Source organism: Marinomonas foliarum, assembly GCF_003337275.1.
GTDB lineage: Bacteria > Pseudomonadota > Gammaproteobacteria > Pseudomonadales > Marinomonadaceae > Marinomonas > Marinomonas foliarum.
This window is the reverse complement of sequence record NZ_QPJQ01000013.1, coordinates 50,337-69,285: the sequence shown is the minus strand read 5'-3', so window position 1 is coordinate 69,285 and position 18,949 is coordinate 50,337. Positions and strand designations below refer to the sequence as shown.

The 18,949-nt window shown below is 42.5% G+C and carries 17 protein-coding genes; 8 read left to right on the top strand and 9 right to left on the bottom strand.

Features of this window, described 5'->3' with window-relative positions:
* Positions 1–4: 4 nt before the first annotated feature.
* Positions 5–505 (bottom strand): alpha-ketoglutarate-dependent dioxygenase AlkB family protein, encoded by a 501-nt coding sequence (locus DFP77_RS08845; protein ID WP_239544005.1) that lies wholly within the window; start codon positions 503–505, stop codon positions 5–7.
* A 26-nt stretch (positions 506–531) separates the two neighbouring features.
* Between DFP77_RS08845 and DFP77_RS08840 the strand changes: the two genes are divergently transcribed.
* The 4 genes from DFP77_RS08840 to yfaE all read left to right on the top strand — a co-directional run bounded on the left by DFP77_RS08840 (position 532) and on the right by yfaE (position 5,489).
* The gene (locus DFP77_RS08840) at positions 532–1,311 is read left to right on the top strand and encodes a heparan-alpha-glucosaminide N-acetyltransferase (RefSeq protein ID WP_258861100.1); all 780 of its coding nucleotides are present in this window, start codon (positions 532–534) and stop codon (positions 1,309–1,311) included.
* 321 nt (positions 1,312–1,632) lie between these two features.
* Positions 1,633–3,897, top strand: a complete 2,265-nt coding sequence (nrdA, locus tag DFP77_RS08835) for a class 1a ribonucleoside-diphosphate reductase subunit alpha (protein ID WP_114411924.1) — start codon at positions 1,633–1,635, stop codon at positions 3,895–3,897.
* Positions 3,898–4,063: 166 nt separating this feature from the next.
* Complete coding sequence (nrdB, locus tag DFP77_RS08830; protein WP_114411923.1) at positions 4,064–5,197, top strand: class Ia ribonucleoside-diphosphate reductase subunit beta; 1,134 nt, start codon at positions 4,064–4,066, stop codon at positions 5,195–5,197.
* The gene (gene yfaE / locus DFP77_RS08825) at positions 5,181–5,489 is read left to right on the top strand and encodes a class I ribonucleotide reductase maintenance protein YfaE (protein WP_114411922.1); all 309 of its coding nucleotides are present in this window, start codon (positions 5,181–5,183) and stop codon (positions 5,487–5,489) included. Before nrdB ends, yfaE begins: the two co-directional genes overlap by 17 nt.
* A gap of 9 nt (positions 5,490–5,498) precedes the next feature.
* On the opposite strand, the gene DFP77_RS08820 is transcribed toward yfaE, so the two are convergent.
* Complete coding sequence (locus tag DFP77_RS08820) at positions 5,499–6,113, bottom strand: CDP-alcohol phosphatidyltransferase family protein (protein ID WP_114411921.1); 615 nt, start codon at positions 6,111–6,113, stop codon at positions 5,499–5,501.
* A gap of 116 nt (positions 6,114–6,229) precedes the next feature.
* Here DFP77_RS08820 and DFP77_RS08815 point away from each other — a divergent pair, with 116 nt between their 5' ends.
* On the top strand, positions 6,230–6,991 hold the full coding sequence (locus tag DFP77_RS08815; protein ID WP_114411920.1) for an alpha/beta fold hydrolase: 762 nt from the start codon (positions 6,230–6,232) through the stop codon (positions 6,989–6,991).
* Between the two features lie 13 nt (positions 6,992–7,004).
* On the opposite strand, the gene DFP77_RS08810 is transcribed toward DFP77_RS08815, so the two are convergent.
* From DFP77_RS08810 to DFP77_RS08800, 3 genes are read right to left on the bottom strand one after another with little or no spacing between them, the layout of a single operon-like run.
* Positions 7,005–7,907, bottom strand: a complete 903-nt coding sequence (locus DFP77_RS08810; RefSeq protein WP_258861099.1) for a hypothetical protein — start codon at positions 7,905–7,907, stop codon at positions 7,005–7,007.
* A 17-nt stretch (positions 7,908–7,924) separates the two neighbouring features.
* Positions 7,925–9,922 carry a TonB-dependent receptor plug domain-containing protein gene (locus tag DFP77_RS08805; protein WP_258861098.1) on the bottom strand — a complete coding sequence of 666 codons (1,998 nt, stop codon included), beginning with the start codon at positions 9,920–9,922 and terminating at the stop codon, positions 7,925–7,927.
* Complete coding sequence (locus DFP77_RS08800; protein WP_114411918.1) at positions 9,919–10,791, bottom strand: prephenate dehydratase; 873 nt, start codon at positions 10,789–10,791, stop codon at positions 9,919–9,921. Before DFP77_RS08800 ends, DFP77_RS08805 begins: the two co-directional genes overlap by 4 nt.
* Positions 10,792–10,891: 100 nt before the next feature.
* Here DFP77_RS08800 and yidD point away from each other — a divergent pair, with 100 nt between their 5' ends.
* Positions 10,892–11,146, top strand: a complete 255-nt coding sequence (yidD, locus tag DFP77_RS08795) for a membrane protein insertion efficiency factor YidD (RefSeq protein WP_114411917.1) — start codon at positions 10,892–10,894, stop codon at positions 11,144–11,146.
* Here the strand turns inward: yidD and DFP77_RS08790 are convergent.
* The 4 genes from DFP77_RS08790 to DFP77_RS08775 form a co-directional block, all read right to left on the bottom strand.
* Positions 11,143–11,796 (bottom strand): LuxR C-terminal-related transcriptional regulator, encoded by a 654-nt coding sequence (locus DFP77_RS08790; protein ID WP_114411916.1) that lies wholly within the window; start codon positions 11,794–11,796, stop codon positions 11,143–11,145. The genes yidD and DFP77_RS08790 overlap by 4 nt on opposite strands.
* 27 nt (positions 11,797–11,823) lie before the next feature.
* A complete protein-coding gene (gene acs, locus DFP77_RS08785; RefSeq protein ID WP_114411915.1) occupies positions 11,824–13,782 on the bottom strand; it encodes an acetate--CoA ligase in 1,959 nt (652 codons plus the stop codon).
* 118 nt (positions 13,783–13,900) lie between these two features.
* Entirely contained in the window at positions 13,901–14,665 is a 765-nt protein-coding gene (locus DFP77_RS08780) for a class I SAM-dependent methyltransferase (RefSeq protein ID WP_239544621.1), read from the bottom strand.
* A 58-nt stretch (positions 14,666–14,723) separates the two neighbouring features.
* Positions 14,724–15,344, bottom strand: a complete 621-nt coding sequence (locus DFP77_RS08775; protein WP_114411914.1) for an HAD family hydrolase — start codon at positions 15,342–15,344, stop codon at positions 14,724–14,726.
* 280 nt (positions 15,345–15,624) lie between these two features.
* On the opposite strand from DFP77_RS08775, the gene DFP77_RS08770 reads away from it, so the two are divergent.
* The gene (locus tag DFP77_RS08770; protein ID WP_114411913.1) at positions 15,625–16,653 is read left to right on the top strand and encodes a TAXI family TRAP transporter solute-binding subunit; all 1,029 of its coding nucleotides are present in this window, start codon (positions 15,625–15,627) and stop codon (positions 16,651–16,653) included.
* A 95-nt stretch (positions 16,654–16,748) separates the two neighbouring features.
* Positions 16,749–18,872, top strand: a complete 2,124-nt coding sequence (locus DFP77_RS08765; RefSeq protein ID WP_114411912.1) for a TRAP transporter permease — start codon at positions 16,749–16,751, stop codon at positions 18,870–18,872.
* The last annotated feature ends 77 nt before the right edge of the window (positions 18,873–18,949 follow it).

Sequence of the window (18,949 nt, the reverse complement as noted above, 5' to 3'; positions counted from 1 at the left end):
AGAATCAAAGCAGGAGACGAAAAGTTAAGCTTATTCGCTCCTCTTTGATGCGCTTTCTAACAGGCAAAGAATGCTGCCACAACACTTGCGTTGAAGCAGCCATAATTAGCCAACTCTCATTCTCCAATTCAACATTGTGCTTAATGCTATGGTTTGCTTTTAACCGAAACACAAAAGGACGCGTCGCACCGAGGCTCAACATAGCCACTACGGGAGCAGGCCCCAATATTTTCTCATCATCCGCATGCCAGCCCATATACTCCTCACCGTCTTGATACCAGTTAAGTAACACGGCATTAAAAGACTGGTGAGCAAGGCTCTCTGCTTCTTCTTTAATCGCCAACAACCATTCAGGCCAACCAGAACCCAAGTGATCTTTACCAGAGTAACGATAACAAACACCCACATCTGCAATAAACGCCACTTGCCGAGGCACTGACACCTCACGCCCAAACATCTTTAAGCTTTCTCTTTCCCAAGACAACCCAGACTGCAGCTGTGGCATAAGCGCCTGCGGGCTTGAGCTGGAAAATGAGTATCGGTATGATGGCAACATACTACCTACATTATTCCCCTTGGATGACAATGCAACCCACCTCCCTTTGTGAATCTATAAAACGCAGTGCATTTTTAGACGTATATCGTGGTACCGCGGTGCTGCTAATGATCATTTTTCATTTCTGTTGGGATTTACGAAATTTTGGATTTGTAGAATTCTCTATTTATGACCCGTTCTGGGTATATTTCCGCAGCGTTATTCTCACTTTATTTCTTTCTGCTGTTGGCTGGTCAACCTACCTTGTGTTTACTAAAAAAGCCAACCCTTCTTTTTGGAAGCGAGACCTTAAGCTCTTCATCGCCGCAATAGCCATTTCCCTTGCAACCTATCTGGCTATGCCTAATCAATGGATTTACTTTGGTATACTGCACTTTATTTTTATAGCGTCCTTGATCAACAGACCCATAGCAAAATACCCTATTTTCTCAGCCACTATCGGAGCCACTATCATTGTCGCTTACCATGCAACAGATTGGCTGCTTTTTCCTAATGCGTTTTCAACCATTACCCAATATGTTGCCATACCGGAAAGAACATTAGATATCGTCTTCCCTTTCCCGTGGATAGGCGTTGTCTTAATCGGACCACTACTTGGCTACTTACACCTACATAAACTACCTACACCCAACAATATAATCATTGTTATGCTGAGCTTCATGGGGCGTTATGCATTGCCAATTTACCTTCTTCATCAGCTGGTATTATTTGCCCTTGTTGGTAGCGTCAAAATGGTGCTTAACCTTGCAGATTGATCACTTTTCGTGCGCAGATCGTGCATAGAATTAGGTGAGTTTTTTTCATGTAAAAAATAGATAAAAATAGATAAAAATAGATTTTATGCTCTTGCCAATTGCTAACTTTACGCTTAGTGAGGCAAGTAAAGTAAGTGACCACTTCGGCATTCTTCATTTATCATTTCAGAGTTTTTTTCAAGCCTTGATTTTCATTCAAATGAGCACTATTGTTCGTTACATATTGTTAACGAAGCACTACATATAGTGTGTCACTTTTAAAATACATACTACATAGAGTAATTCTCCTCTTTTTATAATGCACTAATGGGAAGTTAAGGCATGAGCACTCTCACAGTTACTAAGCGTAACGGGAAGACCGAAAACATCAACCTGGAAAAGATTCATAAAGTCATAGCATGGGCTGCTGAGGGTTTAGAAAATGTCTCTGTTTCCCAAGTAGAATTAAAAGCACGAATTCAATTCTTTGAAGGTATTCGTACTACAGACATCCACGAGACTCTAATCAAGTCTGCGGCAGACTTAATTTCTGAACATACGCCTGATTATCAATATCTGGCCGCTCGCCTAGCCATCTTTCACTTACGTAAAAAAGCCTTTGGTGATTTTGAGCCACCACACCTTTATGCGCATGTAAAAAACCTAGTTCAACAAAAACGTTATGATGCTCAACTGCTAGAAAAGTATTCTGAAGAAGATTTCAATCAGCTGAATGAATTCATTGATCATTCTCGCGACATGAATTTTTCCTACGCGGCCGTCAAACAGCTTGAAGGTAAATACCTAGTCCAAAACCGTGTAAGCGGCGATATTTACGAAAGCCCTCAGTTTATTTACATCCTTGTTGCGGCTTGCTTATTTGCTGAGTACGACTCAAAAGATCGTTTGAACCTTATTCGTCGTTTCTACGATGCCGTTTCTAAATTTAAGATTTCATTACCGACACCTATCATGTCTGGTATCCGTACTCCGACACGTCAGTTTAGTAGCTGTGTCCTAATTGAGTGTGGTGATTCTTTAGACTCCATCAACGCAACATCCAGCGCTATCGTTAAATACGTTAGTCAACGTGCTGGTATTGGTGTAAATGCGGGTGCTATTCGTGCTTTGGGTAGTGCTATTCGTGGTGGCGAAGCTTTCCATACAGGCTGTATCCCGTTCTACAAGCACTTCCAAACTGCGGTAAAAAGCTGCTCTCAAGGTGGTGTTCGTGGTGGCGCAGCGACTGTTTTCTATCCTATTTGGCACCTTGAAGTCGAAAGCCTATTAGTATTAAAAAACAACCGTGGTGTAGAAGAAAACCGCGTTCGTCACTTAGACTATGGCGTTCAATTCAACCGTTTGATGTACCAACGTTTGATCAAAGGCGGCAACATTACATTGTTTAGCCCATCAGACGTACCTGGTCTATACGATGCCTTCTTTGCAGACCAAGAGGAATTCGATCGCCTATACACCATGTATGAGCAAGACAGCTCTATCCGCAAGCAAACGGTTAAAGCCACTGAGCTGTTCACGCTATTTGCTTCTGAGCGCGCTAGTACTGGTCGTATTTACTTACAGAACGTGGATCACTGCAATACCCACAGCCCATTTGACCCTAAAGTTGCACCCGTTAAGCAAAGTAACTTATGTTTGGAAATCGCACTTCCAACTAAGCCACTAAACAGCATTGATGATAAAGAAGGCGAAATCGCACTTTGTACTCTTTCTGCTTTTAACCTAGGCGCGCTTGAAAACCTAGATGAACTAGAAGAACTATCAGAACTTATCGTCCGTGCTTTAGACAGCCTGTTAGATTACCAAAACTACCCAATTCCAGCAGCGCAACGTGCCACTGAATTACGACGCACATTGGGTGTGGGTGTTATCAACTACGCGTACTATTTGGCTAAGAATGGCGTTAAATATTCTGACGGCAGTGCAAACGAGCTGACTCATAAAACATTTGAAGCAATTCAATACTTCCTATTGAAAGCATCTAACAAGTTAGCAAAAGAGTTTGGACCATGCCTAGCCTTTAACGAAACAACTTACTCTAAAGGTGTTTTACCAATCGATTCCTACAAAAAAGAAATCGATAACATCGTTTCCAACGAGTTGTTCTACGATTGGGAAAGCTTGCGCACTGAAATCGTTACTCACGGTCTACGTAATTCAACTCTAACAGCGTTAATGCCATCTGAAACCTCTTCTCAGATTAGCAACGCGACAAATGGCATCGAGCCACCACGAGGTTTCGTATCAGTCAAAGCCAGTAAAGATGGCATTTTGAAGCAAGTTGTTCCTGAGTTTGAACGTTTAAAAGACAACTATGAACTGCTTTGGACTATTCCAAGTAACGATGGTTACTTACAGTTGGTTGGCATCATGCAGAAGTTTGTCGATCAGGCTATCTCAGCTAACACAAACTATGACCCACAGAAGTTTGATGCTCAAAAAGTACCAATGAAGGTGATTTTGAAAGACCTTCTAACAGCTTATAAATTAGGCGTAAAAACACTTTACTATCACAACACGCGTGATGGTGCAGATGACAAGCAAGAAGACATGGATGATTGCGCTGGCGGTGCTTGCAAAATCTAACTTGTCTAACATCGTTTAGTGTTCATTTAACAATGTGACAAGCAAAGCCTCATAGACATGGGGCTTTGCTATGTTTAGCATTTTAGCGAAACACCTAAATTCATTAACAACTAAGGTGTGCCTTTTATCAATCACACCCCCATGCTTTTGAGGAATACCCTGAGACATGAGTTACTCGACTTTTAACCGTAAACATTTCGATAGTACAAAAGAACCCATGTTCTTTGGTGAAAATGTCAACGTTGCTCGTTATGACCAGCAAAAGCACCCTATCTTTGAAAAATTGATAGAAAAGCAGCTGTCATTTTTCTGGCGCCCAGAAGAAGTCGACCTTTCAACTGATCGCAAAGATTTCCAACGCTTGGAAGCACATGAGCAGCATATTTTTTTAAGCAACCTAAAATACCAGACCCTACTAGACAGTGTACAAGGTCGCTCGCCAAATGTTGCTTTATTACCAATCGTATCTTTACCAGAATTAGAAACATGGATCGAAACTTGGTCTTTCAGTGAGACCATTCACAGCCGATCTTATACGCACATCATTCGTAATATTGTGAATGATCCGACCAAGATTTTTGACGATATTGTCACTAACGAAGAAATTACTAAGCGCGCAGACAGCGTTTCCATCTACTACGATCGCCTTATTGAAATGGTCAATCTGTACAACACCATGGGCATGGGAACATTCGACATCCCAGGTAGGGGCGAGATTGAAATATCTATGCCTAAGCTAAAAAAAGCACTGTACCTTACGATTGCTTCCGTCAACGTATTAGAAGCCATTCGTTTCTATGTTAGCTTTGCCTGCAGTTTTGGCTTTGCAGAACGCACTCTAATGGAAGGCAACGCAAAAATCATCAAGCTAATCGCACGTGATGAAGCCTTACATTTAACAGGCACACAACACATGTTGAACCTGATGGCATCAGGTAAAGATGACCCTGAAATGGCCATCATTGCAGCAGAGTGCCAAGATGAAGTTCGTCAGATCTTTATTGAAGCCGCTGAGCAAGAAAAAGAATGGGCAACGTACCTATTCAAAGATGGTTCAATGATCGGTCTTAACGCTCAAATCCTAGGTCAGTATGTAGAATATATTACCAATGTTCGTATGCAAGCCGTTGGATTAGAAACCCACTTTGCCACTAAGAACAATCCAATCCCTTGGATCAATGCCTGGTTAGTAAGTGACAATGTTCAAGTCGCACCACAAGAAGCTGAAATCAGCTCTTACTTAGTTGGACAAACAGATAACAGTTTAGATGACTCAGATTTTGATGACTTCGACCTCTAAAAAAGAAATATCTGAGAAACAAGAGCGAAAAGGGCAAGCAGTACATCGCGTACTTTTAGGGAAAAAACAAATCCTCGTCACTGAGGAAGAACCCCTATTAATTCAGCTTGAGCGCGCTGGCATTCACGTTGAATACCAGTGTCGTGAAGGTTATTGCTCTTCTTGCTCAATCAAACTCTTATGGGGAAATGTCATTTATCCATTTGAGCCCCTAGCATGGGTACAAAGCGGCTATTTACTAGCATGCTGCGCCATCGTTAAAAGCGATATCGAAATCGCTTTTTTCGACTAATAGCTCTTCCTAGCTGGGGTCACGTAATGTCCGGTAACCTGCATAAATTCGGGTTGCCGTCGTTATCCAACACACCACGCCAAAAACATACGCCAGTACAGCAAAGTAATTTGGCAACATGCAAATCAGTATTAGAAATGCAATAGTTTCTGCTCCCTCTGCCAGCCCCCCCAAGAAATACAAAGATTTACGGCCATACTCTAAACGCTCAATGTTTCTTTTCTCTGCCATAATAGCAAAGGCCAAGAAGCTACTTCCCGTCCCCATAAAAGAAAAAATCAGAAAGCTGGCCGCCAATGCGTTTTCTAACGGGTTCATTAGAGCAAAGCCAAACACCACCGCTGAATAGAAAATAAAATCTAAGGTGATATCCAAATAACCACCCAAATCCGTAGGCCCTTGGATACGAGCAACAGCACCGTCTAAACCATCCATGACTCTATTAATGACCACCAGCACTAAAGCAAGTGACATATCTCCAAAATACAAAGCAGGCAAGACCATCATGCCCATGGTAAAGCCAAATAAGGTAATCCAATCTGCTTTCACACCCAGCTTATCAATCAACAAAGCACTTAAATGCAAAGGGTGCTTAAGGCTTTTAATAAAAAATGTATCTAACATTCAAATAACTACCTTGATTCTATAGGGACGTAGGTTTTAAAGACTTGCTACAATGTCAGCATAATTATGTTTGCCAACACCAATCTCACTTACTTACGCAGATTAACAAGGTTTCTATGATACACGCAAAACAATACGGCACGTCAGGGCCTAATCTTATTGTCATCCATGGCTTATTTGGCAATGCTGACAACTGGCACTCTATTGCGCAATCCTTAGCGGAAAACTTCACGATACATTGTGTCGACCTTCCAAACCATGGACAGTCAGATAGTATGCCGGATGCAAGCTACCCTAAAATGGCTGAAGCTGTTCTGAATTGGGCTCACTCAAATAACATAAATCGCTTCTATCTCTTAGGTCATTCTATGGGTGGGAAAGTCGCCATGCAAATGGCAGCAATCGCCCAAGCTGGACAAATAGAAAAGCTCATCGTGGTGGACATTGCTCCTGTCGATTACGAGCCTAGTCATACTCGTATCTTAGAAGGTTTAAAGGCTATTGATGAAGCGCAACCGGCATCAAGAAAAGAAGCCGACTCATTATTGAGCCAGTATGAATCAACTTTGGCGGTAAGACAGTTTTTATTAAAAAGCCTAACCAAAAAAGAACAAGGGTTTGGCCTAGATCTTTCGGTAAAAAATATTGCTGACAGCTACTCGGTTATTTTGAAAAAACCAGAGATAAGCGCTGCGATCAACATCCCAACACTGTTTATAAAAGGCGAGAATTCAGACTATATTGTGGCTGATTATCAGGATGCTATCTTCAAACTATTTCCACAGGCTAGCTTTAAAATGATATCAGGAGCAGGACACTGGCTCCATGCTGAAAAACCCGTACCGTTTAGTAGCTTGGTAAAGCGTTTTTTAGACTAATTGAGGCTCGGAGTTAGTTGCATGCGGTCTCCGAGCAAAGTCCATATTGGTCTTTTAAATAAGCTGCCGAAGGCAGCACAATACCGTGAGACTTGATTAGATAGGGGTTAAAGCTGACTCTTAGTTTATCTGGGTATACTGCTTCCAACAGCGTACCCTCTTCTTGCCAACCATTAATCCGAGCCGCTAAAGCATCCAGCTTTGTTTCTGTATCAGAATAAATTGCAAACAAAGAGCCAGCTCTCACAAAGCCAAACGATGGACCCACCATCACTTTCTGTTTATGAAATAGCAGCTTCAAAATGTCTTGTGCAATACCGTTTTCATAAAGCTTCGAGTCCACCAATGAAAACATCATCTTAGAATCTTCCAAAATATAGTTAACCGCTTTTAAAACGGATAAACGATCAACCTCAGTTTGCAAAAAACGAAAGGTAAAACCATATAATGCTGCCTGCTCCTGCATACCCTGCTGATCAATGAGAAGATTATCACTGTATAAAACCGTCAGTGGTTTTGGATCAAACCATACCGCTTGCAATAATGACAAGCGCTTTTCTAAAGGGGCTCCTGAAAAAACAGCACTACTGGGTATCGAGCACTGAGGCTGAATATTTAAATATTCCTCTTTTCCTATAAAGACGGAAACAACTGCCCCCTTTGAGGCAACGGAACAAGTTTGACGAAGACTCTCGTCTCCAATAGCAACAATCATATCGTCTTGTTGTAACGCTGAAATATTTTGCACAAACACAGACTGACGCACTGGAATAATCGCTGTACTAGCTGATAACAATTTAGAAAGTTGGAACGTCAATGAACGTACTGAACTCTCTTCAGTATTGTGAACTACATAAACCGCTGCCGACACCTTCAATGTGCTAAACAGCAGTAAAAAACAAAAAATCCGTTTCACTCTTTCATTAATCCAAATTAGAAAGTAATGTTGCTAAAGACATAGAAGAACGTGTCTTCATCCAAATTATTATGCCGGTTAACCAAAGCGTTCCCGTCCAAGCGTGCTTCCATTCCCAACCCCATAGTGGCTTTTGAGTACCCACCTAGTGACATTTTGTAAGATAGCCATGTATTCAGAAACTCATAATTCCTTTCATTTAGCTCTTTCCCATACCAATAATAGCCATTAATAAACAATTTATCCGTTATTGGCTGGCTGGAAAATAACGACATCATTATTGGTGAGGTGGAGTCCAATAGTTTGCTATTGTCAGTTTGAGTGTCTTGATAAGCATAAGTAAAACGCGTCATTCCGCCTGATCGAGAACGCCAATCTAGTTCAAACTCCAAACCATTAATACTTACGTCTTCTGTCACCCCTTCTTCTATGGCTGAGTCCGCCCCGGAATTAGAAAAATATTTTCTGCTTAATACCATATCTTGAACCGAATCATGATAAAGCTTGATATCCATCGACAAGCCCTGATCAAGCCAATAATGGTAATAGCCTACTTCATAGGAGGTAATTTTTTCCTCACTCTCCCCCTGATCCGCGTAAGTAGTGTAGGAACTTTCTCCAGTCGACAATACGTAATGCCACTTAAAATACTGGTCAGACAAGTCAGGGGTTCTCACCGCTTTAGAGGCATTGAATCGAATAGATTCTTTTTCTGATAATTTATAGGTAGCCCCAAGCTTAGGTGATAAAAACGTCCCACCCATTTGACTGCGCTCTAGCATGGCTCCCGTATTTAGCACCCAACGATCGCCAACCCTATATTCTACATTTGAAGACGCTCGAAGTACTTCATCGCTGACTGCACCCGAAAAGTAATGTTCGGAGTCGGCTTCATCTAAACGATAACCCAGTGCTGATATCACACGTAGGTTTTCTGTCGCCTCCCAAGTACTTTGTACTTCGAGGTCCTGACGAGTTTCAACTAAATTTACATCATACGATCTATAGACATCACCACTACTGGTACCGCCAAAAAAATACCCATAAAAAGCACTTGTCAGTCTGGCATCATGATGCTCACTTTGCTCAGCCTGATCATAATAATACTGGAGCCTTAATTCGTGATTAGAAGACACTTGCTTACTATAACTAAGCTTTATATGCTCACGATTTGATTCACGTACGGGATCATTAACATCATAAGACCCTGTGGCATACTCATCAGGATCTATATTTGCTTTGACATGACTTGCACCTAAATCCAAACCAAAGAAGCTATTTGACATTTCTTTTTGGATAACAACATTTCCCATGGTCGCCCCATGGCCATCATGGCGATCATTACCGTCATTACCTGTGTCAAATCCACTCACGTTACTAGTAGAAGCTGATGCCCGATAGCTCCAATCACCATTCAAGCCACTATGTTGGCCATATAAGCGGTAATCACCTTGTGAACCAGAATAAGCAGAGATACTTTCACCCAGCGTTTCCAAAGGAGAACGTGTAATGATGTTCACCACAGCAAAAAAAGAGTTGATACCATAGCTCGCTGCATTTGGGCCTCTGTTGACCTCCACTCGCGCAACATCTTCAATATTCAATGGCAAGGTTGCCCACTCGACTCGCGCCTTACCAGCACTGTATACAGAGCGCCCATTAACCAATACCTGAATGCGGCGATATTCTTCTAACTGAGTACCATGGTACGAAACAATTTTCTGGCTGGATGCTTTATAGGGAAACACAGCAAACCCTGGGACAAATTGCAGTAAGTCTTCAACATACTGCATATTAAGGCGTCGAATGAATTCTCCATCCAACACAGACAGCGTAGAGGAAACATCGACCCTTGGCTGAGCAATTTTAGATGGGGTAACGACTACTGGAATGCTATCAAAAAAATCATCGTATGAACTCAACTCAGTCCCTGTTAAAGAAGACAAAGCATCCAGCTCTGCAAACGCTATTGAACTAAAAAACAGAGATAAAACAACGCAACACCAACGCATCATAATGACTTTAACCTATACTCATCAGCCAAATAGGTTCCTAAAACTCGCACATCTTCAGAGAAAAAACTCAACTCCTCAAGCGCAGCCTGCATGGAGGCAGATTGAAAGTGCGCCTCTACATCCACATAAAACTGCGTCGCGGTGAAGTTACCATTCACCATGTAGCTTTCTAGTTTCAACATATTAATACCCTGAGTCGCAAAGCCGCCCATAGCTTTATACAAAGCGGCAGGGATATTTCGCACACGAAACATAAAAGACGTTATGTAAGTTTCACCTTCTTCCATGACAGGCATTTTTTGCTGACGGGCAAATACTAGGAAGCGAGTCGTGTTGCCTACAGAGTCATTAAAATACGTCTTGAGAACTTTTAGATCATAAAGTTCAGCCGCTAGCTCAGACGATATAACTGCTAACCCTGGCTCATCAAACTCAGCGATGTGCTTAGCTGCCCCAGCGGTATCGTACATTGCCTGACTTTTTGCCCCTAGCGCTTTAATATTATTATCACACTGCGCCAATGCTTGAGGGTGACTACCAATTCGAGTAATTTGATCGATCGTCATAGAGTGAGGAACAATCAAACAGTGATTTACTGGTTCAAAATGCTCTTTCACAACATACAGCTGAGTACGTTTTAACTCTCGATAAATTTCTTCGACCCGCCCTGCCGTAGAATTTTCAACCGGAATCATTGCGTAGTACGCATCACCCTTTTCAACCATATTTAGAGCGTCAACAAAGGTGGCGCAATGAACGCTACTCCAATCAGGAAAGGTATGTTTACACGCTAAATGAGAATAAGCTCCGGGCTCGCCTTGATAGGCAACGACCTTCATTGCATCTAAAGTAAGATGTTGATCTGGCATAGTGAGTTCTTTTCTGTGATATATTTCGAATACAGTATCAAATAGGCGTCATTATTTACACAGAAATGACATTTAAGGCTCAGAAAACAGATAAAACCCCATGAAAAAAATATTTATTCTACTGGTAAAAGGCTATCAGTTTTTGATTAGTCCATTGCTAGGAAATAACTGCAGATTTTACCCAAGTTGCTCGCAATATATGGTTCAAGCCATAGAGCAATATGGTGTGTTTAAAGGAATGTATCTTGGAATAAAAAGACTGTCTAAATGTCATCCGTGGCACGAAGGCGGGATTGATCCAGTACCTTCCTCTTGCCAATGTAAAATAGATCCAAAAAAAGACGACAACTCTTAACTCATAGTCGTCGTCATTTGTAATTTTAAATCACTTGCAACCAATACAGCCTGCGTTCTGTTATTAATTTCAAGTTTACGAAATATGGCAGTAATATGTGCTTTAACCGTTGCTTCCGAAATGGACAACTCATAGGCAATTTGCTTGTTCAACAATCCTTCATGCAAATAACACAGCACTTTGTATTGCTGAGGAGTCAATTCGGCAACTTTATTTTGCATAGATAAATCAGGCTTAGGCTGATTAGCCACAGCCTGCTTAAGATCATCAGGCAACCAAATATCACCTGCTAAAATAGCATGGATCGCTTGTACATAAGTGGCTGGCTCACTGGTTTTGGGGATAAAACCCAGCGCGCCGGAGTCTATGACTTTTGCAACCATTTCACTGTCTTCACTGCCTGAAATCACAGCTACTGGTACATCTGGAAAGTCTTTACGAATTCGAATTAACCCATAAAGCTCACCACTGCCCGGCATATTTAAATCCAGTAAGAGCAAATCAAGGTCATCAAGACGGCTCAAGCACTGTATCGTCGAATCTAAGTCAAAAGATTCGACGATGACAATACCCTGAATCTCTGCTCGTAATGCACCACTTAGTGCACTACGAAACAAAGGATGATCATCCGCGATAACAAGTGAAATCACAGTTTATCCTTTTAAATATGTAAACGGTCACACATTTAAACGGTTTTCGATTAAATCATCAACCACACTTGGATCAGCTAATGTACTTGTATCTCCTAATTGATCATGTTCATTAGCAGCAATCTTCCGCAAAATACGACGCATGATCTTACCTGAGCGCGTTTTTGGTAGACCTTTGCTTGCCCATTGAATCAGATCAGGTGTCGCGATAGGCCCAATTTCTTGACGAACAAACTGCTTCAACGACTTAGTGAGTTCTTCGTCTGGAGTGACTCCAGCAACTGCACTCACGTAAACGTAAATACCTTGTCCTTTAATATCATGCGGATATCCTACAATCGCAGCCTCAGCAACAGAAGGATGCGCTACCAAGGCGCTTTCAATTTCAGCAGTACCGAGACGATGACCAGATACGTTTAAGACATCATCCATTCGGCCGGTGATCCAATAGTGACCATCTTCATCACGCATCGCCCCATCACCAGTGAAATACATGCCTTCAAACGTGCTGAAATAAGTTTGTTCAAAACGCTCATGATCACCATAGACGGTACGTGCTTGGCCAGGCCATGAATCCGTAATGACCAATCCACCTTCCACTTGAACGCCCTGAGCATTTTGTACAACACCTTGAGCATCCACCAATGCAGGCTGAACACCAAACAATGGCCCAGTACAAGATCCAGGCTTTACATCACCCTGAACAATACGTGGCGTCATCATCATGCCACCCGTTTCTGTTTGCCACCATGTATCTACGATAGGGCAAGCAGAATTACCAATTTCACTGTAATACCAAGACCAAGCTTCTGGGTTAATTGGCTCACCAACACTGCCCAATATACGCAAAGAATTTCGCTGACTAGTACGTGTTGCTTCATCACCTTTCGCCATCAAAGCACGAATTGCCGTTGGCGCAGTGTACAAAAGAGTGACATCAAATTTGTCTACCACTCGACCAATTCGACCTGAATCTGGGTAGGTTGGAACACCTTCAAACAAGATACTGGTTGCGCCATTAGCGAGCGGACCATATACCATATAACTGTGTCCGGTGATCCAGCCAACATCAGCCGCACACCAGTAAATATCATCAGGCTTAAGATCAAAAACCAATTCATGGGTCAATGACGCATAAACTAAATAACCACCCGTTGTATGAACTACCCCTTTCGGCTTACCTGTCGACCCTGATGTGTACAAGATAAACAATGGGTCTTCTGCATTCATTGGTTCTGCTGGGCAGTCAGTACTTTCATTCTCAACTTCAACAGCCCAATCCACATCACGACCATCAAACCAAGGCACATCTTTCTGCGTATAGCGATATACAACAACGGACTCAACCGATGGGCACGCATTATGATCTAGAGCCATATCTACATTGTGCTTAAGTGGAATCGTATTCCCAGCGCGACGACCTTCGTCGGCGGTAATAACGAGCTTCACTTCACAATCATTCAAGCGATCAGCAATCGCGTTGGCGGAAAAGCCACCAAAAATAACAGAGTGAATAGCACCGATTCGAGCACACGCTAACATGGCGTAAACAGCTTGAGGGATCATTGGCATGTATATAGCGACACGGTCGCCTTTTCTAACGCCTTGGCGCTTCAATAGATTGGCTAAGCGCCCGACTTCATCATGCAGTGTCTGATAGGTAATCGCGACTTTTTCGTCGTTTTCTTTGTCGCCTTCACAGTAATAAGCAACTTTATTGGCAGAGGTGGCCAAATGGCGATCAATACAGTTATAAGCGACGTTTAACTCGCCATCTTCAAACCATTTAATACTAACTTCACCTCGCTTAAAAGAGGTGTTTTTCACCTTAGTATAAGGTGTAAACCAATCTAATCGTTCCCCCTCTTTACCCCAAAATTCATCTGGGCTTTCAATCGATTCTTGATAGCGTTTTTCAAATTCTGCTTGACTCACATTGGCATTTTTTGCCGCCTCATTTGAGGTTGCGCTATATAATGATTTCATAACCCGCTCCATTGTTAAATTTGTTATTCGGATGCAGAACTACTATAACCCGACAAGCATTCTGATCTATTCCACTTTAGTCTTATGAGACTTTTCATTTAAGCGTTTAACGGCTTGTCTAAGAAAAGCGCCCTGCCTTTACAAAAAATGGCAGATGTATTTGCTGCTTTTTAGTTGGTTCAGACCAAGCTTCTCGAATAATGGGAGAAGCCTCTAGCAAGAAGTCGTCCCCCAGCTCTTGTATACGTAACTGAGACGCTGACCAAGTTCGAATAAAGTCCAAAGTTTGTGTCACAGACCAGTGACACTTCAATTCAAATGCTGGTACGTCTATAAGTTCAAACGGAAATTCAATATTCCTATATTGCTCCCACAACAAGCGACTTTCTGCCGGCCAATACTCTTCAAGGTGCGGCAAGACTGCCTCTGCAATTGCTTTATCTTCTGCTTCTCCGACTTGCAGCCAGTTATACCCCCAACAAACAAATATGCCGCCAGGTTTCAAGACTCGTCGAAGCTCAGACCAAAAAGACTCTAAATCAAACCAATGCAGTGCATGAGCGACACACACCACATCAAAATAGTCATCTGGATAAAGAGTTTTCTCGGCAGGAAACACCTGATAATTCACTTTACGATGAGGCGTTGCCGCCGTGACTTGAGACTCACTAATATCTGATGCTTCGACATGGTCGAAATATGCAGCGAGATCTACTGATGCCTGACCCGTTCCACAAGCACAATCCCATACTACGCTGGAAGAAGGCACTTGCTGAGAAAGCCAATAATAGAGCTCGGCCGGATACATTGGTCGAGTTCGAGAATAACTAATCGAAGACTGTCCATCAAAAGTACGCATAGAAACCTCTAAGCCCAACTGCATTTTCACCTCAATAACTTCCTTTAAAGGCTTCAACCTACCCGGTTCTACTATCTTGATATTAACTAGATAGCACCTTGTACTGTTCAAGCACTTGACGAGCTTGCTCAATTCCTTTTACTCGATGTGCCTTCATACCCAATGCACATGCGGTATCAATATTAACCTGATTATCATCAATAAAAAGTATCTGATCGGGCGACACTTTCAAGCTCTCAATAACATGATAATAAATCGCGGCATCCGGTTTCACAAACCCTACTTGATGAGAGGCATAATAACTGTGAAACTTACCTGCTAGAGCCATTTCATCCATCAACCTTGGCCAATGCGCAGCATTGGTGTTGGATAGTATCGCCCGATGATATTCAGGCTTAACTGCTGCGACTAACTCCAATGCACCGTCAAACAACCCCCTTGGCCATGCTTTGAATGAAGCCTTAAAGACATCTTTATCAATATTACTGCCCACTTCAGCCAATAAATCTTTCGCGAATTTATCAAAAGAAATCTTACCCGAATCAAACGCAGCAACAGTCGGTGATGATAACCACTTCAGCCAAACATCAGACTCTTCTCCCTCTGTATTCAGCATACGGTGCATTTCAGAGACATCACCCAGATCTACCAACACATTTCCTAAGTCAAACAGTACAACACGAATAGTCGATTCTTGCTTCATTATTTACCTTCCAGATCCATCGGCAATATTTCGCTTACCCAAAATGGGACAAGCAACAAAATAACACGTTAACAGTAGTGGTTACTCGATCTAATCGTGAGCAATTTATTGCCTACAGAGAAACGTCAACAATAAGCAATAAATAGCGCATATCAGGATATAAAAGTGAAAAAATAGAAGGAAATAAAAAATAATATATACATATCAACGAGTTATATATTTGGCACGATTATCGCTATAGATATAATCAACCAACCCCACCAATTAGGAGAAAAATAACATGAAATTGGGATTCGTTACTAAAGCCATTCTTTCTAGTGCAACCGCGGCTGCTATTGCACTTTCCGCAACCAATGTGTCTGCTGCTGATAACCGCAACTATATATTAGCAACAGCATCAACAGGTGGCACTTATTACCCCGTTGGTGTGGCTATCGCAACATTAAGTAAAGTTAAGCTAGAACCAAAATTCGGTTTATCTGTCTCTGCAATCAGTTCTGCAGGCTCAGGCGAAAACATCAAATTACTTCGCGAAAACCAAGCACAATTCGCTATTCTACAGGGCCTTTATGGCGCATGGGCATGGGACGGTGAAGGCCCATTTGAAAGCTCAGGCAAACAGTCTGAATTACGTTCTGTTTCAATGCTATGGCAAAACGTAGAACACTTTGTACTAAAATCAGATTTGGCTAAAACGGGGACAGTTGCCGACCTAAAAGACATTGAAAATACTAATCACAAATTTTCAATTGGCACTAAAAACTCTGGCACTGAAGGCTCTGGCCGCCAACAGTTAAAAGGCCTCAATATCGATCCAGATAAGTTCGCCTTAGCTTACATGGGATACGGTGCCAGTGCCGATGCTATGCAAAATGGCAACATTGATGGTATGAACACGCCAGCTGGTGTACCTGTCAGTGCTGTAACAAGATTATACGCATCAATGGGTGACAAGGTGAAAGTGTTGGATTTCACGGACGAGCAGATTAAACAAGCCAATGGTAATTACGAGTTATGGACTCGTTACGTTATTCCTGCCAATACCTACCCTGGCCAAACAAAAGACATCAACACAGTAGCGCAACCTAATTTCCTTGCGACACGTGCAGATTTGTCTGAAGACGATGTCTATGAGCTGACTAAATCACTTTATGAGAACTTGGGATATTTAAGTGCCATTCACAAAGCGACCTCTGTAATGTCAATTGAAAAAGCCATTGCTGGCCTGCCTGTTCCATTGCACCCTGGTGCGGCTCGTTATTATCGTGAGCGCGGTATTAACATTCCAGCTCGCCTGATTGCCAACTAATCTAGTCGTAATTGATTATCGCGCCGTACTAAGTACGGCGCACTTTACCTCTCTTTGCTCAATTTGTTTCTGTACGTATCTAAGGTAGCCTGTCTATGACTGCTTCATCGCAACCAACCGACTCTCAAGACGTTAATCTTGAAGATTTCGAAACAAAACATCGCTCCGGGCTCTGGTTAAACCGTCTTGTTTTTACCATTTCTGTTTTTCTCGCTGTGGCTCATATTTACATCAACACCATCGCGACCTTACCTGAATTGTGGGTCTCTGCCTTTCACTTTGCAGGCTTTGGCGCATTATGCGCGTTACTGATTCCAGCACACCCAAAATGGCAAGACAGCAAAGTAGCGATGTTTTTCGATGGTGCTATCGTGCTCGCACTGATTGGAATGGTGCTGTATATCATCTTTTTCGAAGACGCTCTCTACGCCAGAGGTGTGACATTCAGCACATCAGATTGGATCGTTTCCAGCATTGCTGTATTACTGTCTCTTGAGCTCATTCGCAGAACCAGTGGCTGGTTCATTCCATTCCTGATTATTGTAGCCTTGACCTATGTTGTGTTGTGGGGACGCTGGCTGGGAGGCATGTTTAACTTCCCAGGTCTTAGCCTAGAAACCCTGCTATACCGCAGTTTTTTTAGTACTGACGGTATGTTCGGTTCTATTTCTCGTATTTCATGGAGCTTTGTCTTCATGTTTATTTTATTCGGCGCTTTTTTAGTAAAATCCGGTGCCGGCGATTTCATCATCGATCTATCTCGCTCTCTTGCCAGCAAAATGATTGGCGGACCGGGGTTTGTCGCTGTGCTCGGTTCAGGGCTAATGGGTTCTGTTTCTGGCTCTTCTGTCGCCAACACTGTATCGACGGGGGTTATCACTATTCCTCTGATGCGCAGAGCTGGCTTTCCAGCACGCTTTGCAGCGGGCGTTGAAGCCGCTGCCTCTACTGGTGGGCAGCTAATGCCTCCTGTTATGGGTGCTGGTGCTTTTATCATGGCGTCCTATACCCAAGTATCTTATGTAACCATCATCAGTGTCGCAGCTATTCCTGCCTTACTGTATTTTCTCTCTGTTGGCTTCTTCGTTCGTGTTGAAGCAAAGCGTAGCAAGGTGATTTCAACAGAAAGTGATGATGCTGTAAAAGTGTCGCAAGTATTAAAAAGTGGTTGGCACCATATTGTCCCTTTAACAGTTCTGGTAACTCTGTTAATTCAGGGTTTTACGCCAACTTACGCGGCAGGGATCAGTATACTTGCTGTTATTGCCGCTTCATTTCTATCTAGCAAACATCGCATGGGGCCTGCCGAAATACTCGATGCTATGGCTCAAGGCGCAAAGAATATGTCAACGACGGCGGTTCTTCTAGTCGGTATTGGCTTAGTGGTAAACGTAATTAGTACAACGGGGGTAGGTAACACTTTCTCTTTATTAATTACTAACTGGGCTGGTGGGAGTTTGTTCTACACCATAATTTTGGTGGCCATTGCCTCTCTTATCTTGGGTATGGGCTTACCCGTTACAGCGGCCTATATTGTTTTAGGAACACTGTCAGCGCCGGCTTTGTTCAATCTGATAGCAGAAAGCCAACTATTAGACATGATGGCATCGGGAAGCTTACCTGAAGCGGCAAACGCAGTCTTTATGTTGGTCGATCCTTCTGCTATTGCGGCGCTCGCGCAAGGCATGCCGATAGACCAAGCACAGGCTTTGTTGGCACAGGTACCAAATGACTTTAAAGGCATGTTAATGGATCAGGCTTTAGGTGCTGAAAGCGTGGCTATGATTTTAGTAACTGCTCATATGATTATCTTCTGGTTATCACAAGATAGTAATGTGACGCCTCCTGTGTGTTTAACGGCATTTGCCGCAGCCGCGATAGCGAAAACACCACCAATGCGAACGGGTATGACTGCATGGAAACTGGCAAAAGGTCTGTATATTGTGCCGTTATTAATGGCCTATACTCCACTGATTGGTGGTGATTCTGAAACATTATTACGTCTATCTTTCTTTGCTATTTTTGGCATGTATGCATTAGTAGGTGCGATGGAAGGTTATCTAGAAGACAAGCTAGCCATTGTGCCACGCGCTTTGCTATTGGTAGCGTCCTTGATGATGTTATGGCCAAACTTAGATCTATGGATTCAGTTCATCGGCTTAGTAGTGTTCTTAGGTATCTTTGTCGTTGGTAACAAGTCTTATAAAAAGAGCCTGTAAGGTAAAAAGTTAACCAATAAAAAAGGAGCATCACAATGCTCCTTTTTTATATCGTTATTTCAAACAACTAAGCTGTA